Annotated in this window: 11 protein-coding genes; 6 read left to right on the forward strand and 5 right to left on the reverse strand. The window is 36.5% G+C overall.

Going from position 1 to position 13,804, the window contains the following annotated elements:
• Nucleotides 1-123 precede the first annotated feature (123 nt).
• The 3 genes from ACZIX2_RS12610 to ACZIX2_RS12620 all read right to left on the reverse strand — a co-directional run bounded on the left by ACZIX2_RS12610 (nucleotide 124) and on the right by ACZIX2_RS12620 (nucleotide 4,328).
• Entirely contained in the window at nucleotides 124-2,859 is a 2,736-nt protein-coding gene (locus ACZIX2_RS12610; protein WP_463340452.1) for a M16 family metallopeptidase, read from the reverse strand.
• 742 nt (nucleotides 2,860-3,601) lie between these two features.
• Entirely contained in the window at nucleotides 3,602-4,153 is a 552-nt protein-coding gene (locus ACZIX2_RS12615) for a Smr/MutS family protein (RefSeq protein WP_463340490.1), read from the reverse strand.
• On the reverse strand, nucleotides 4,143-4,328 hold the full coding sequence (locus tag ACZIX2_RS12620) for a hypothetical protein (RefSeq protein ID WP_463340453.1): 186 nt from the start codon (nucleotides 4,326-4,328) through the stop codon (nucleotides 4,143-4,145). The genes ACZIX2_RS12615 and ACZIX2_RS12620 overlap by 11 nt, the downstream gene beginning before the upstream one ends.
• Before the next feature lie 121 nt (nucleotides 4,329-4,449).
• On the opposite strand from ACZIX2_RS12620, the gene ACZIX2_RS12625 reads away from it, so the two are divergent.
• The 5 genes from ACZIX2_RS12625 to ACZIX2_RS12645 all read left to right on the forward strand — a co-directional run bounded on the left by ACZIX2_RS12625 (nucleotide 4,450) and on the right by ACZIX2_RS12645 (nucleotide 9,217).
• The gene (locus ACZIX2_RS12625; protein WP_463340491.1) at nucleotides 4,450-4,716 is read left to right on the forward strand and encodes a DUF2752 domain-containing protein; all 267 of its coding nucleotides are present in this window, start codon (nucleotides 4,450-4,452) and stop codon (nucleotides 4,714-4,716) included.
• Nucleotides 4,717-5,073: 357 nt separating this feature from the next.
• Nucleotides 5,074-5,703: a hypothetical protein gene (locus ACZIX2_RS12630; RefSeq protein WP_463340454.1), complete on the forward strand. Its 630-nt coding sequence runs from the start codon at nucleotides 5,074-5,076 to the stop codon at nucleotides 5,701-5,703.
• A gap of 469 nt (nucleotides 5,704-6,172) precedes the next feature.
• On the forward strand, nucleotides 6,173-6,970 hold the full coding sequence (locus ACZIX2_RS12635; RefSeq protein WP_463340455.1) for a serine O-acetyltransferase: 798 nt from the start codon (nucleotides 6,173-6,175) through the stop codon (nucleotides 6,968-6,970).
• The gene (gene cysM / locus ACZIX2_RS12640) at nucleotides 6,967-7,854 is read left to right on the forward strand and encodes a cysteine synthase CysM (RefSeq protein WP_463340456.1); all 888 of its coding nucleotides are present in this window, start codon (nucleotides 6,967-6,969) and stop codon (nucleotides 7,852-7,854) included. The genes ACZIX2_RS12635 and cysM overlap by 4 nt, the downstream gene beginning before the upstream one ends.
• Nucleotides 7,855-7,948: 94 nt before the next feature.
• Nucleotides 7,949-9,217, forward strand: coding sequence for an acyloxyacyl hydrolase (locus ACZIX2_RS12645; protein WP_463340457.1), 1,269 nt, complete (start codon nucleotides 7,949-7,951; stop codon nucleotides 9,215-9,217).
• A gap of 19 nt (nucleotides 9,218-9,236) precedes the next feature.
• Here ACZIX2_RS12645 and ACZIX2_RS12650 read toward each other — a convergent pair whose 3' ends face one another.
• Nucleotides 9,237-10,505 (reverse strand): NRAMP family divalent metal transporter, encoded by a 1,269-nt coding sequence (locus ACZIX2_RS12650; RefSeq protein WP_463340458.1) that lies wholly within the window; start codon nucleotides 10,503-10,505, stop codon nucleotides 9,237-9,239.
• A gap of 293 nt (nucleotides 10,506-10,798) precedes the next feature.
• On the opposite strand from ACZIX2_RS12650, the gene ACZIX2_RS12655 reads away from it, so the two are divergent.
• Nucleotides 10,799-11,884 carry an AI-2E family transporter gene (locus ACZIX2_RS12655; RefSeq protein WP_463340459.1) on the forward strand — a complete coding sequence of 362 codons (1,086 nt, stop codon included), beginning with the start codon at nucleotides 10,799-10,801 and terminating at the stop codon, nucleotides 11,882-11,884.
• 309 nt (nucleotides 11,885-12,193) lie between these two features.
• Here ACZIX2_RS12655 and ACZIX2_RS12660 read toward each other — a convergent pair whose 3' ends face one another.
• Nucleotides 12,194-13,732, reverse strand: coding sequence for a subtype B tannase (locus ACZIX2_RS12660; protein ID WP_463340460.1), 1,539 nt, complete (start codon nucleotides 13,730-13,732; stop codon nucleotides 12,194-12,196).
• Nucleotides 13,733-13,804 lie beyond the last annotated feature (72 nt).

Consider the following 13,804-nt stretch of genomic DNA (forward strand, 5'->3'; position numbering starts at 1 on the left):
GGTGACGGTGAGAAGTTAGTACCGAAAACTTTTGGGATTGAAAAACGGCATCTATAAGAAATAGCATAAATAAAGAACCCATAGAAACAAAAAAAAGAGGCTGTCATGGACAGCCTCTTTGCGTTATTTTACTTCAACAGCAGCTTTTTTAGCAAAATCTCCTGCTTGTATGATGACCAATTTACTAGGATCAAAATACTTCACTAGTGCTTTATTGATTTGCTGTACGTCTAATTTTTTGACTTTAGCTTCCATTTCTGCATAATCCTTAAAGGTTTTGCCTAAGTCTAAATTTTCTCGTAACTGTCTTACTAAAAAATCATCCGACCCTAAGTTCGTTTGTCTCCCTTGTAACCAAGCTTGCAATGAATTTTCCCACTCTGTTTTGGTGAAGCCAGAGGCTATCGCCTTTTGAATTTCTTCATTCAACGCCTTATTCAACTTATCTTTCATCGTGGGATTATAGAAAGCATAGAGTCCCCACTCACCATTAGCATCAATCGCATTGGCTTGAAGAAAAGAACCTGCTCCATAGCTCATTCCCTCTGCTTCGCGCAAACGTTGTGGAATTCTAGAAGACAAGAACGCCCCTCCACCAAGGAGTTCGTTGGCCATTTCAATTGCGGGATAGTCTGGGTTTTTCTCTCCTACATTTAAATTGATTCGTCCAAACAACACCGCATTGGTTTTGTCGTTAATTTGGATTTGTTTCTCCACTCCCTTCACCTCAAAGTATTGGGTAGGAATTCTTTTGTAAGCTACTTTGGGATTCCAATTTTCAAAAGTATCCCCTAAAAATTTCTTAATCACGGGCTTATCTAAACCTCCAACAAATGCTGACACACTATTATTTCCTCCATAAAAGGTGTTATAGAAATTTTTAAGGTCTTCTAGCGAAATTTTATTCAACATCGCAAGACTTTCATCAATAGACTCCGAGTAATACGGGTGGGTTTTAGGATACAAAGACGCTAGCCTATACATTTCTTGACTAGCCACTACTTGTGGCTCGTTACGTTGCGCTTCTATACCGTTTTTAGTTTCCAATTTTAATTTTTCAAACTCCTCGGCATTGAACGAAGGGTTGCGCAAAATATCATTCACTAAGGGCAAAACATTATTCAAATTAGCTTTATCCGTACTTAATCTAACGAACAAGCCGTCAACTGAACCCGAAATAGATAATGAGGTTTTATACTGATCCAATTGATCATTAATCTCTTTTTTAGATCTATTTTTAGTCCCCAATTTCAACATACTTGCCGTTAATTGGGCTATCATACTCTTTTGAGATAAGGATTTTTCATCTCCCATTCTTAGAATGAGTCGACCTTCGATTTTATTACCTTTGGTTGGTTTTTCCAATAGCGCATATTTACCTCCCGATTTTAAATTCCCTTCTTCCGTTGCCTTAACAATATTGGCAACTGTGGCTTCAAAAGTCTCTGTAGCCGCTTCCAAAGTTTTACCTTTGTATCCCGCAACAACTGCCGCTATGTCTTTTGTTTCTTCTACTTTTACACGCTCACTAGAAGCCTCTGGAATGAAACGCCCCCATGTTCTATTATTTTGCAAATAGTATTTACGAGCCACTCTTTGAATATCGGCAACTGTCAATTTCTCGACGTAGTCTCTATTCAAGAAAAACAAGCGCCAATCTCCTGCACCGATGCACTCTGTCAAGGCAATAGACAAATTGATCGTTTTGTTATAGGTTTGTTCAAAGTACTTCAAAAGTTCATTTTTAGCCCTTTTAACTTCTTCCTCGGTAAAGGTCATAGTAGGCACTGCATTCATAGTTTCTAAAAATGCTTTCTGCACGGTATTGATATCTTTATCTTTACCTATTTCGCATGCAAAATAGCTAAAACCTGGATCGCGTAGTGTTTGACTGTAGCCATACACATTGGTTGATAATTTACTTTCAACCAAGGCTTTGTATAAAGGACCCGAAGGATTGTTCGTAAGTATTGCCAACAAGGCTTCATTGGCCGCATAATCTTTATCCGAATAGCTCGGAGTATGGTATGCCATGGCAACGTATTGCAAATCGCCGTTGCGTTTTAATTCAACGAATCTTTCTCCATCTTGAGCTGGCTCGACCGTATAAGTTTTTTCAATCTCTGTTTTTGATTTTGGAATTGCAGCAAAGTACTCTTTGATCCAAGACAGTGTTTTTTTCTCATCAAATTTACCCCCAATCACTAAAGTAGCATTATTGGGTTGGTAGTACTTTTGATAAAACACTTTGAGTTTACTAGCAGGCACTCGTTCAATATCTTCCTTGCTACCAATGGTTGATTTACCATAGTTATGCCATAAATACGCTGTGGATAGAATGCGCTCCATCAAGACGCGGTCTTGGCTATTTTCGCCAATTTCAAATTCATTTCGCACCACACTGAATTCGGTATCCAAATCCGATTGCAGAATGGTAGCTGTAGTCATACGGTCGGCTTCCATTTCCAACGCCCATTTCAAGTTTTCATCGGAGGCAGGCAAAACTTCGTAATAATTGGTTCGATCGTACCAGGTAGTTCCGTTGGCTTGTGCTCCTTTGTCGGCAATCGCTTTTTTGATATCGGTAAATTTGGACGACTTTTTAAACAACATATGTTCCAAAAGATGCGCCATACCTGACTCACCATAGCCTTCATGACGGGACCCCACACCGTAAACAATATTGACCACCACATTGGATTGAGCTGGGTCTGGTAGTAACACAATTTTTAACCCATTGGATAAGCTGAATTCTTTTATTCCTTCAACAGAAGTAACAAAAGTAGGCTCTTGCGCTAAAGCAAGAGTTGAAAACAAGAGTAGGGTAGCCCCTGAAATAAAGTTGCAAATTCTTCTCATTATATTTGTTTTGTAGTTAATATTTTATAAATATAATGGTATTTGAAGTATTTTACTTATCAGTTGATTGAATTTTTAACAATAAATTAATAGGTGTTTCGTATTCGACCCTTTCCTAATATGCTCATTATAGTTTTACTTATAACATCGAAACAACACACCCCCAGCCCCTCTCAAGAGGGGAGTATCGCTGCTACTAAAGAGAATATTGCACGGGTATCACGAATTATTTTTTAAAATAGCACTTTTTGATTTCAGACGAAGATTGGAACTGACGTTTTTGTTTTAGAATCAATGAACTGCTCAAAATACTAACACACCCCCAGTCCCTCTCAAGAGGGGAGTTTCATTGCAACTAAAGAGATTGTTGCACGAGTATCACGAATTACTTTTTAAATAGCACTTTTTGATTTCAGACGAAGATTGGAACAGCCGCTTTTATTTTAGAATCAATTAACTAATCAAAATACTAACACACCCCCAGCCCCTCTCAAGAGGGGAGTTTCATTGCAACTAAAGAGATTGTTGCACGAGTATCACGAATTACTTTTTAAATAGCACTTTTTGATTTCAGACGAAGATTGGAACAGCCGCTTTTATTTTAGAATCAATGAACTAATCAAAATACTAACACACCCCCAGCCCCTCTCAAGAGGGGAGTTTCATTGCAACTAAAGAGAAAGTTGCACGGGTTTCACGCATTACTTTTCAAATCATTTCTTTGTTGTAATGCCGTACGATTTTATTTGGTGTTTTGTTTGAAATACACTTCGGTAGCACCTAAACCATATTTTTGATAATTGGCATCTTGAAACACCAAATTATCATACCGACCTAATAGAAAATCCAATTCGGCTTTGAGCACCCCTTCACCCACCCCGTGAATGAAGACAATTTTTGGAATGCGATTTTTTATAGCAAATTCGATATGCCGTTTGGCTGTTTCTGTTTGTATGGTCAGAATATCATAATTAGATAAGCCTCGTTTGTTTTTTACTAGTTTTTCAATGTGCAAATCAAACTCAGGGACCCCTGCTTCTCTCTTTTCTTTACGTTCTTTTACAAAACTTCGGGGTTTTGGCAGTGCTTTTTCCTTTTTGATTTCTTCTATATTCATTTTTCGAATACTTTCCATCATATTTTGCGAGCGCTCTACTTTCACCAACTCATGAGCTTCAAAATGCATCAAAAAACCTTCTTCTGATTCGATAGTAATTTGCGTTCCATTTACACCTACAACTTTGCCATTAATTGCCTCATCCAATACGGCAACTTGATCGCCTTTATTCCACATCATGATCCTCTGATTTTTGATTTTTACTAGGAGTTTTAGCACTTAATCGCATCATCCCATACATAAATACAACAATAGCTCCGACCAAAATAAATTTATTTTGATGGTCTTTACTATGCTCATAGAACGCTACGCCAATGGCTACTGCCATCATTGCTATTAACCATTTTTTCATTAGTACCAATTTTAAAAGTTCAAAAATAAGAAATAAAAATAGGGCTACCTATTACTAGAAAAGTATTGAGGATTTTTTTGTAAAATTGTATAAATACTCAATGATGCACATAGAAAACTATATGATACCTTGTCTTTTCAAAACACTCTTTGGTATAGATTGCTTAGGTTGTGGACTGCAACGTGCTTTACTTTTGGTTGGTCAAGGCCAATGGCGAGCGGCATTTCTAATGTATCCTGGCGTATACAGTTTCCTGCTCTTATGTGGCGCTTTAGTTCTATTTTACACCACAAAAAAAACAACATTTACTGATAGACTTTGGAAAGTATTCCTAGTTATGCATTTATTTTTTGTACTTGGAGGCTATATCTACCATCATTTATACTAATGTTGGCCAGTTTTATATAGGTAAGTTCTTCTAATTACCTTATCTATGCATCTTTATTTAGTTTGACATTTCCGCTACCTTATTAAGCGCTTTTTATTTCAATTGCGCCAACCAAAAACAGAATCCAAAAATTCACTTTATAAAGGCTGTTTACACCTTTAAAAAATAGTGGTTCGATACAATACAAATCACATTTTCAACATTACTTTCCACCTTACATTTTGATAAAACATTGATATATAACAAATTAAAACTTACAAAATTTATTATAATTTTATATCAATTTTATTACAAAATCGTATATTTGATGCAATAAAAATCCTGCAAATATTTTACTAAATAAATTAATTATACATCATGTCATTTTCAAAATCCCTCCTTTTTCTTTTTTTTATAGGATTTCTTTCCAGTTGCGCCTCAAGTTACAAATCCATTAATCCATCTAGTTTCAACTATCTTTCCAATGACATCAATAATGGTGTGACTGTAAATTACAGATATGATTTGCTAGAAAAAAAGTATGCTAAAAAAGAATCTAAAAACAACACTAAACTTATAGCTGTAAAAATCACTAATACTTCCGAAAAAGATTGGACCGTTGGTAAAGACTTACAGTTTGTATATGACAATGGTCAAGATGTTTTTTTATTAGAAACTCAAGCGATTTTTAAAACTTTAAAACAAAGTCCCGCTTCTTATTTATGGTATTTACTGCTTACCCCTACACAATTTAACACCACCAAAACCAATTCCTACGGAGTAACAGAACAAACAAGTTCCTTCCCTATAGGAGTAATTATTGGCCCTGGCATAGCAGGGGGAAATATTATTGCAGCGAGTACCGCCAATAAAAAATTCAAGAATGACCTTAACGAGTACAACTTATTGGGCAAAACCATTAAAAAAGGAACAACCGTATATGGTCTTTTAGGATTACAATCTTCTGGTTATCATTCTATTCGCATTTCGCTCAAAAACAATGAATAAACTATCCTCACTATTATTGGCCCTGATTTTTGTAGGATGCAGTGCCACTATACATACCCAATTTCAAAATCCAAAACCTCCTTTGACCCTAGAAGACAAAGTGATTTTTTTGTAGATGTCTATATCGGGATTGCTTTGAAAGAAAATCAAAATTGGGAGAAAATTGCCCAATTGGAGAAAAAATAACCTGATTTTTTCCAAAGACAGCAGCGAAACAATGGAGAAGTTCTATAGTTTCGCTGTTTTTTTTTAGATGAATTTAAACGATTAAATTTAACCCGCAAGCCGTTAAATTTCATGGATTGTCCGCGATAAGACTTTATTCCCTATTTCCTATGCCTTGCATAAAAGTAAAACGGAGTACCGTATTCATTTCTACCAACAAGATAGAATATTCATAAAAAAAGTGATGGCATCTCTAAAAAACCTCTTATTTTTACCCTTCGAATAGAACTAAAAATTCCAACAAGTGTCTAAACAGCAAATCATTCAAAATATTCGGACTCACAAAAGTCATTTGAACATTCACTACAGTATTAAAACTAAAACAGAAGCCTTCACCGAAAAACTGTTTTATACTCTTTTTGATACCAATGCCTCATTGGCTGAAAGTATTGATGAATTGGAGGGACAATTCAAAGAGATTGCCCAAATAGCTTGCCAAAAAGAAGAGCCGCTTTGTGAATGTGCTTGGGATGGTTTTTTAGCCCAACTCCCAAAAGTATTAGCACAACTTAACCAAGATGCAGAATTTATTTTGATAAACGATCCAGCTTCTAATAGTATAGAAGAAGTGTATTTGGCGTATCCAGGTTTTTATGCCATTGCCATTTATCGTTTGAGTCATGAATTGTATCGTTTGGATTTGCTCCTTTTCTCGAGATTGATGAGTGAATATGCCCATCGAATTACGGGTACCGATATCCATGCAGGAGCGACCATTGCTTCACCCTTTTTCATTGACCATGCTACCGGTATTGTAATAGGTGAAACCACCGTGATAGCAGAAAATGTCAAGATCTATCAAGGGGTTACCCTTGGCGCTTTGAGTGTGAGTAAAGACATGAAAAACACCAAACGTCATCCAACGGTAGAAAAAAATGTCTGTATTTATGCCAATGCCACCATATTAGGTGGCGAAACTATCATTGGTGAAAACAGTATAGTAGGAGGAAATTCATGGATTACCCAATCCATTCCCGCACATTCAACCGTTTTGAATACCACCACAACCGAAGTAAAGATTAAAGCAAAAAAACAATCATGAAACCCCAAAAATTAGTCGACCTAATAGGCAATACGCCCTTAGTTATCTGCCAAAATCTAGTTCAAAATCCAAACGTACAATTGCTTCTAAAACTCGAAGGTAACAATCCGGGTGGCAGTGTCAAAGATCGTGCAGCTTATTACATGATTAAAAATGCCATTGAAAGTGGAGAACTTAAAAAAGGAGATACTTTAATTGAAGCAACTAGTGGCAATACAGGAATCGCTTTAGCCATGATAGCCCAACTGTTCCAAATCAAGTTAGAATTAGTTTTACCTGAAGATTCTACCAAGGAGCGTACACAAACTATGGAAGCCTATGGCGCTACAGTAATTCAAACCCCTGCCAGTACAGGTATTATTGGCTCTAGAGATTATGTTGATCAAAAAGTAGCTCAGGGTGGTTACGTCATGCTCAATCAATTTGCCAATGCCAACAATTGGAAGGCGCATTACCAAACGACCGGTCCCGAAATTTGGCGCGATACTGAAGGTACCGTTACTCATTTTGTTTCGGCCATGGGGACAACGGGGACAATTATAGGCACCTCCTCTTATTTAAAAGAGCAAAATCCTTCCATTCAGATCATAGGTGCGCAACCTAGCGATGGTTCGCAAATTCCGGGCATACGCAAATGGCCACAAGAATACTTACCTAAAATATTTGATGCTTCCAAAGTAGATCAAATTATAGAAGTAAGTGAGCAAGAAGCCCGAGCCATGACCCATCGTTTGGCCAAGGAAGAAGGTATTTTTGCTGGCATGAGTAGTGGTGGTTCAGTTGCAGCCGCTCTAAAAGTAGCTGCCACCCTAGATTCTGGTGTTATCGTTGCGATTATTTGTGATCGAGGTGATCGCTATTTGTCTTCGGATTTATTTGATTGATATATTATCTTTAATTCCACTACCCTATCTTTCGAAAAAGTTAAAAATATTAAATTTGATTTATACCCCAAATCAAATTATAGATTTCATATCAATGATTTTAAAAAAAACAACCCTACTTTTAGTTGTATTAATTAGTTCAATAGCGGTTGCACAAGAACAAATTAGACCCCAACAAAACAATAGTAACTTTATTGGCATTGGTTATTCCATTGGTGAAACTCTACCTCCCATCAGTGCTTATCCAAAAACAAAAACTCAACAAGGTATTGACCTTAGCTTTGGTACCACTACCTATGACAAGGGTAATTGGGCTGAACTTCTCAACTATCCTAAAACAGGTATATTACTTTCTTATGCCGATTTTGGAAATCAAGAAAAAGTTGGCTATGCCATTTCTGTAATGCCTTTCTTCGATTTTGGTGTTTTGAATAAGGTTACTAATAGAATTCGTTTTCAAGTAGGGTTGGGTGGTTCCTATAATAATCTTATCTATGATAAAGTGACTAATCCAGGCAACCATGCTATTTCAACACACTTTACTTGGGCTTTTCGTTCCTTTTTGTATTATGATGTAGTGCATCACAAAGACTTCCATCTTAAAATTGGTGGAGGACTTACCCACTTTTCCAATGGTCATACCCGTTGGCCTAATCTGGGTTTAAATTCTTATTTGGCTACCGTCAAAACCGAATTCAATTTTACAAAAAACACTACACAATTATCAGAGGAACCCACTGAAGGTGCATCACCTGAGATACAGACCTATTATGGTACTCGATTGGGTTTAGGACAAAAAACACTCTTTAGAAATTACAATACATTAAAAGATGTATACACCGCTTCCTTTGACATAGGAAGAATATGGAACCAATCGTTCAAATATGGACTAAGCTGCTATTATAGATTTTATGAAGATTATTACGACTATATCAAAGAAGAAGGGAGTATCATTTCGACTCATTTTCCAGAATTGAAAAAAAACCCCTATCAAAACGCCACTGCTTTCGGAGTATTTAGCAATGTTGAAGTTTTAATACACCATTTCAGTGTTGAAGCAGCATTAGGAATAAATCTTTACAAACCAGCTTATAAACTAGATTGGTATGTGAACAATGGAAGTTATACCGCAACAGGCTATATTGCAAAAGAGTTTGGAGTTAAAGCCAAAATAAAACAATATGTTTCTTCGCGTTTGGGCTTACGTTATTATGCCATCACAGCAAAAAAAGCTCCACAGCACAATGTTTTTATAGGAGCAACTATCAATTCAAATTTAGGTCAAGCTGATTTTTCTGAATTGAGTATCGGTTATGTTTATTGCCCACCACGTGTTTTAAAAACCTCACATTTTAAAATTTAACTTGTCTAATAAGAAATTCCTAAGTCGTCCATTGCAAATACAGCAACACCCCAGCCGCAATAGACATAATAAGCAATGCTATTACACCCAAGAGGTTTTCTGTTACACTGTTAACATTTTTGCCCATAATTATCTTATTATTGGCAATATGTAGAATCATTACCATTAGTACAGGTGCTGTTATTCCATATAAAATAGCGGTGTAAATCAGGGATTGAATGGGTGTAATACCAATATAGTTCAAAGACAACCCCAAGAGTAAGGCAATTGCAATAATACTATAAAAGCCTTTTGCTTCGTGAAATTTTTTATCTAAACCCTGTTCCCATCCAAAAGTTTCTGTAATACTATAAGAGAGTGCGCCACTTAAGACAGGAATAGCAATACATCCCGTCCCTACAACACCAAAAGCAAACAATACATACGCAAAATTCCCCGCCAATGGCTTTAAGGCACTAGCTGCTTGCTCAACGGTTTCAATTTGATGCACTCCACCATGAAAAAGTACGGTTCCTGTGGTTAAAATAATAAAATACATCACCATACCCGAAATTGTCATACCAAAATCCACATCTTTATTGATTTCGTGAATTAGTTTTTTATTAATTATAACGTGTTTGCTTTTATGTTTCATTTCCTCTACCTCTACAGCCGCTTGCCAGAAAAATAGATATGGTGAAATGGTAGTTCCTAAAATCCCAACAATAACAGCAACAAACCCTTTATTGAACTCAATCGTGGGGATAAAAGTAGCTTGAACTATCTCTTTTATATCTTGTTGATATAAAAACGGGACAATAAAATACACCAACATAATAATACACAAATACTTAAGAATGGAAGTTATTTTTTGATAGGGTAAATACACCATCGCTCCCAATAACATCAAAGTAAACAGGACACTAAAATAAGTAGCATCAACAGATGGGAACAGGAGATTTCCTACCGCTCCCATACCAGCAATATCGGCACCAATATTCAAAACAATTGCAGGAAAACTACATAAAAGCATCAAGTACAACACTGGCTTGGGATAGAATTCTTTTATCGTTCCTGTCAAACCTTTTGCAGTAATTACTCCAATTCTCGCACACATTTGTTGCATTATTGCCATCAATGGAAAAGCAATGATTGCGGTCCACAAGGTGGACAAACCATAAGCAGCACCCGCTTGAGAATAAGTAGCTATTCCAGAGGGGTCGTCATCACTGGCTCCAGTTACTAAACCTGGTCCCAATTTGTTCCAATACTTAATCAATTTGTTCCCGAATGATGTTGTATTTCTCATGCTTTTCAAAGGTCAAATTATTAAACTAATTTAAGCAAAAACTTACTTTATCGCTTCAATTAATTTAAAATTCATCAATCTAAATCTAAAACAACAAGAAATAAAACAATTTGAATGAATACATTTTGCCTTATTACTCCTTGGCAATTAACTTTAGGTGAACTAAATTGATTTTATTACCTAAGCACTACTGCTCAATAACTTACATTAAACAAATCAATTTTTACTGTTTTTTTTGTATCTTGTTGAAGTCAATGATTTCGTAGTTTATTTCGAAATACAAAAAGAACACCATGCCTAACTCTACTGAACATCCTTCATTCAAAAACACTAGTACCTCATGGCCTATTTTTTTATTTTTACCTAATTTACTTGTTAGCTTGCTCCTACTTTATTTCGGCAAAACTTTATTTATCCCTTTAAGTTTTGCGTTATTGTTGAGTTTCCTTCTTTATCCTATATGCCAATGGCTAGAAACCCATCGCTTTTCCAAAGGTGGGGCTATAGCAGTGAGTTTATCCTTAGTTTTTGTATTGTTGTTTCTCCTGCTGTTCTTATTCATTACACAAATAATTCAATTCACCCATGAATGGCAACAACTGGAAAAACAACTTGAAATAACCCTTCAACAACTTAGCAAGTTTCTGAGTGAGCAATTTGGATTTACCTCAGAGAAACAATTGTTGTATTTAAAAAACAATCTAAATTTAACAGGTTCGCAAGCGCTTGCATTTGTACGCAGTGTACTAACTTCTCTAACTGAAACCTTGTATTACTTACTTATTGTTCCTTTATTTTCAGCTTTATTACTGTATTATAGACATTTAATGGTTATGGCTTTATGTTCCCTCTTTTCAAAAGATCAAAGCCTTGTTGTCGTGGAAATCGTTCATAGTTTCATAAAAGAATACTATCAATTTGCCAAAGGCATGCTCCTCGTTTATGCTATCGTAGGAATCTTGAATAGTCTTGGTCTTGCAATAATCGGCGTACCCTACCCTATCTTATTTGGTTTTGCCGCTTCATTGTTTACTTTCATTCCCTATATCGGTCTAATGATTTCCTCCTTATTACCCATCGCTATTTCTTGGATTACGTTCAATTCCATTTGGCCCCCAATAGGTGTAGTTTTAGTCTTTGCCTTCGTACAAGTATTAGAAGCTAATGTTATTTTTCCATATGTAGTAGGGAGTCGCCTTAAGATTAACGCACTAGCCATTTTGGTGGTTATATTACTTGGTGGCATATTATGGGGCGCCTCTGGAATGATTGTTTTTGTCCCTTTTTTGAGTATTGTAAAACTCATAGCAGATAAAGTTCCTCAATTACTGTTCCTCTCTTATATATTAGGGGATGGGAGATTTGAAGGTAGAAATTAGAAGGCAGATGTTAGAAGGCAGATGTTAGAAGGCAGATGTTAGAAGGCAGATGTTAGAAAATAGTAGGTAGATATTAGAAGAAAGAAATGAGAAGAAAGAAATGAGAAGAAAGAAATGAGAAGAAAGAAATGAGAAGAAAGAAATGAGAAGAAAGAAATGAGAAGAAAGAAAATAGACGATTAAGGTTACAACATTATTTTTAATGGGTTCATGTTCCTATTGGGAATGGTAATACATACAGATTTGTCTTCTGGTTTGGGAGGATGAGCCGTTTCTACTAGAAGTTGAAATTTCAGGAAGCCCTTACTCTTATTTACAAATTCCGTCAATCCACTGAAATAATTCTTCTAAATCGTAATCCCCACTATGAGTTTTTTGCCAAGGAAATGCTAGGTCTACCTGGAGTTTATTGTTTTCTAATAAGGTAGCTAAGATCACCGAAATTCCAAGACCCGTGTCTTTGTCATTAGAACCATGTCGGATACGCCAATGGGTAGAAGTCCGCACTCCAGATTTTCCAATAAAAAACATAGGATTCATTAAACGAATAAGATGAGGTTCTGCAATTGTCGCTGGCACCATTGAACGATCTTGGCTAAACTTAGTAAAATGGCGCTTATCTAGGCTTTCGGTACCAAACAGTTGTGTTTCGGGACTCGATAGGTCAAGGGCATCAAATGCAGGTGGTGTTTTTTGTCTGCCAATAAATCGCAAGTAAGCCTCATAATCGAGTGCAACAACTTTTGATTGCTCCACCTTTACAAATGGAAATTCAGACAAATTGATTCCTGAATCTACTGCTTTTTGAGCGGATGCTTTCACGTAGGATTGCACTAAGGTTTTAAAAGTACCCTTTCCATTTTTGTCCAAAGTTAACGAGTTGCCTTTTTTATCTTTTAGTTGTAAACTATTTAGGTAAGAAGGAAATAAATCCTTTAATTCTTTGGATACTTGTATTTGATCGGCTGTCAAATCTTGCGGTTGTGCATTGCTTTTGGCAAATGGCCCTCCTTTTTTATAAGTGTTTATTCCGTTGAATTGCCATTCGTACGTCATATCAGCATGTTCTAAATTGGTAATTGGACAATAAGCGGAAACGGCAAAAATAGCATCGCTTGCCTTTGCCGCACCAATGGCCTTCAAATAAGGTTCATAGTCCATAGCCTCACCACTAGCTCCTAATAATGCCGACATTGCTCCTCCGGCACTTGTCCCGCTTGAAATAATTTTATTCGCATCGCCAGGCATTAGCGCATCATTGTATTTCAAATAGCGAACCGCCGCTTTTAAATCAACAATTCCTGCTGGTGCTTTGCCTGTGAATTTTCCATTTCCATCTTGCAAAGTTCGTCCCCTGGCCCCAGGTGAAGCTACAATATAACCTCGTGCCAATGCAGCTACCACGGTCAAGGGTTTGGAAGCCATTCTTTCATTCAGTGGGGGTAAGGTTTCTGGAGGCCTATTGCCTTGGGCTGGCATTTCGCCATTGATGGGAGGACGCATACCCATTGGGTTATCGTGGGTTGATGCGGGTTTTGCTGGCATATATCCCCCTATTTTATTTGGAAAAAAAATAGGTGCCGTTTGAGCAGTATAACCATTGATCTTTTGGTTATTAAAATACGCTTCTGGAATATAAATATTCATTTTTTGATAGGCGGTATCAATAGGCTGACTCACGTAAATCACATTTTCATACGCTCTTACGCTACTCTTTTTTCCGTCCATTACAATTTCTTGCGTCTGGTATTTGTTTGCATCAAATAGCAACTTAACTTTTCTATTTTGCGCTATCACCGGTACAAGCACTCCTAAACTTAGCCCTAAAAGTATCCCCCGTATTTTCATGTTTATATTGTTAAGCGTTATCAATGCTAAATTTACACAAAAACGCAACACAATGATTATAAAATCTTTAAG

Source organism: Flavobacterium riviphilum (assembly GCF_055231795.1).

What these genes read in the sequence shown, in the direction of transcription:
- ACZIX2_RS12610 (WP_463340452.1), bottom strand. Translation starts at nt 2,859, where the DNA reads ATGAGAAGAATTTGCAACTTTATTTCAGGGGCTACCCTACTCTTGTTT.
- ACZIX2_RS12615 (WP_463340490.1), bottom strand. Translation starts at nt 4,153, where the DNA reads ATGTGGAATAAAGGCGATCAAGTTGCCGTATTGGATGAGGCAATTAAT.
- ACZIX2_RS12620 (WP_463340453.1), bottom strand. Translation starts at nt 4,328, where the DNA reads ATGAAAAAATGGTTAATAGCAATGATGGCAGTAGCCATTGGCGTAGCG.
- ACZIX2_RS12625 (WP_463340491.1), top strand. Translation starts at nt 4,450, where the DNA reads ATGATACCTTGTCTTTTCAAAACACTCTTTGGTATAGATTGCTTAGGT.
- ACZIX2_RS12630 (WP_463340454.1), top strand. Translation starts at nt 5,074, where the DNA reads ATGTCATTTTCAAAATCCCTCCTTTTTCTTTTTTTTATAGGATTTCTT.
- cysM (WP_463340456.1), top strand. Translation starts at nt 6,967, where the DNA reads ATGAAACCCCAAAAATTAGTCGACCTAATAGGCAATACGCCCTTAGTT.
- ACZIX2_RS12645 (WP_463340457.1), top strand. Translation starts at nt 7,949, where the DNA reads ATGATTTTAAAAAAAACAACCCTACTTTTAGTTGTATTAATTAGTTCA.
- ACZIX2_RS12650 (WP_463340458.1), bottom strand. Translation starts at nt 10,505, where the DNA reads ATGAGAAATACAACATCATTCGGGAACAAATTGATTAAGTATTGGAAC.
- ACZIX2_RS12655 (WP_463340459.1), top strand. Translation starts at nt 10,799, where the DNA reads ATGCCTAACTCTACTGAACATCCTTCATTCAAAAACACTAGTACCTCA.
- ACZIX2_RS12660 (WP_463340460.1), bottom strand. Translation starts at nt 13,732, where the DNA reads ATGAAAATACGGGGGATACTTTTAGGGCTAAGTTTAGGAGTGCTTGTA.